The organism is Gluconobacter sp. P1D12_c (assembly GCF_018812105.1).
GTDB classification, from domain to species: Bacteria; Pseudomonadota; Alphaproteobacteria; order Acetobacterales; family Acetobacteraceae; genus Gluconobacter; species Gluconobacter oxydans_A.
The window spans coordinates 1-435 of sequence record NZ_JACSIQ010000506.1 but is presented as its reverse complement, the minus strand read 5'-3'; the positions used below and the strand labels follow the sequence as shown (position 1 = coordinate 435).

Genomic DNA, 435 nt, shown 5'->3' with positions numbered 1-435 from the left:
GCCTTGAGGTCATCATATATGCGGACGTTCTCACCGCAGGTGATAACCATGTACCGCAGATACTTCCCCTTATTCGGGAGAATGTTATCAATCCAATAGGTCAGCTCATTCCTCAACTGGCGACGCTCAGCAACAGCAACAGCAGGAATGAACATGATATGCCTAAACTGTTCATCCATCTGCTTAGCTAATCCAGACAGCAAACCCACCTTGAAAAAGGTGCCATCCTGCTTCTTACGCCTAGACGGAATCCCCAGACCTTCAAGCCTGTCAGCAATGCGATCAGATTGAAGCCTTATGGCCTCATCCCTGCCAATGCGTTCAAGATGTTTAAACACATCAACCTTGTTCCCACTGTTGCGACGAAGAAGCTCATAAAAACCTATCCGAGAAGATGACTCACACCCATTCTCAGACGGTCCTGCTTCAAAAATC

General features: G+C 47.4%; 1 protein-coding gene. It reads right to left on the bottom strand.

Annotated features, from left to right (window positions below; translation table 11 throughout):
• The coding region (locus tag KP705_RS17900) for a hypothetical protein (protein WP_215765265.1) at window positions 1-435 on the bottom strand (435 nt) is incomplete at both ends.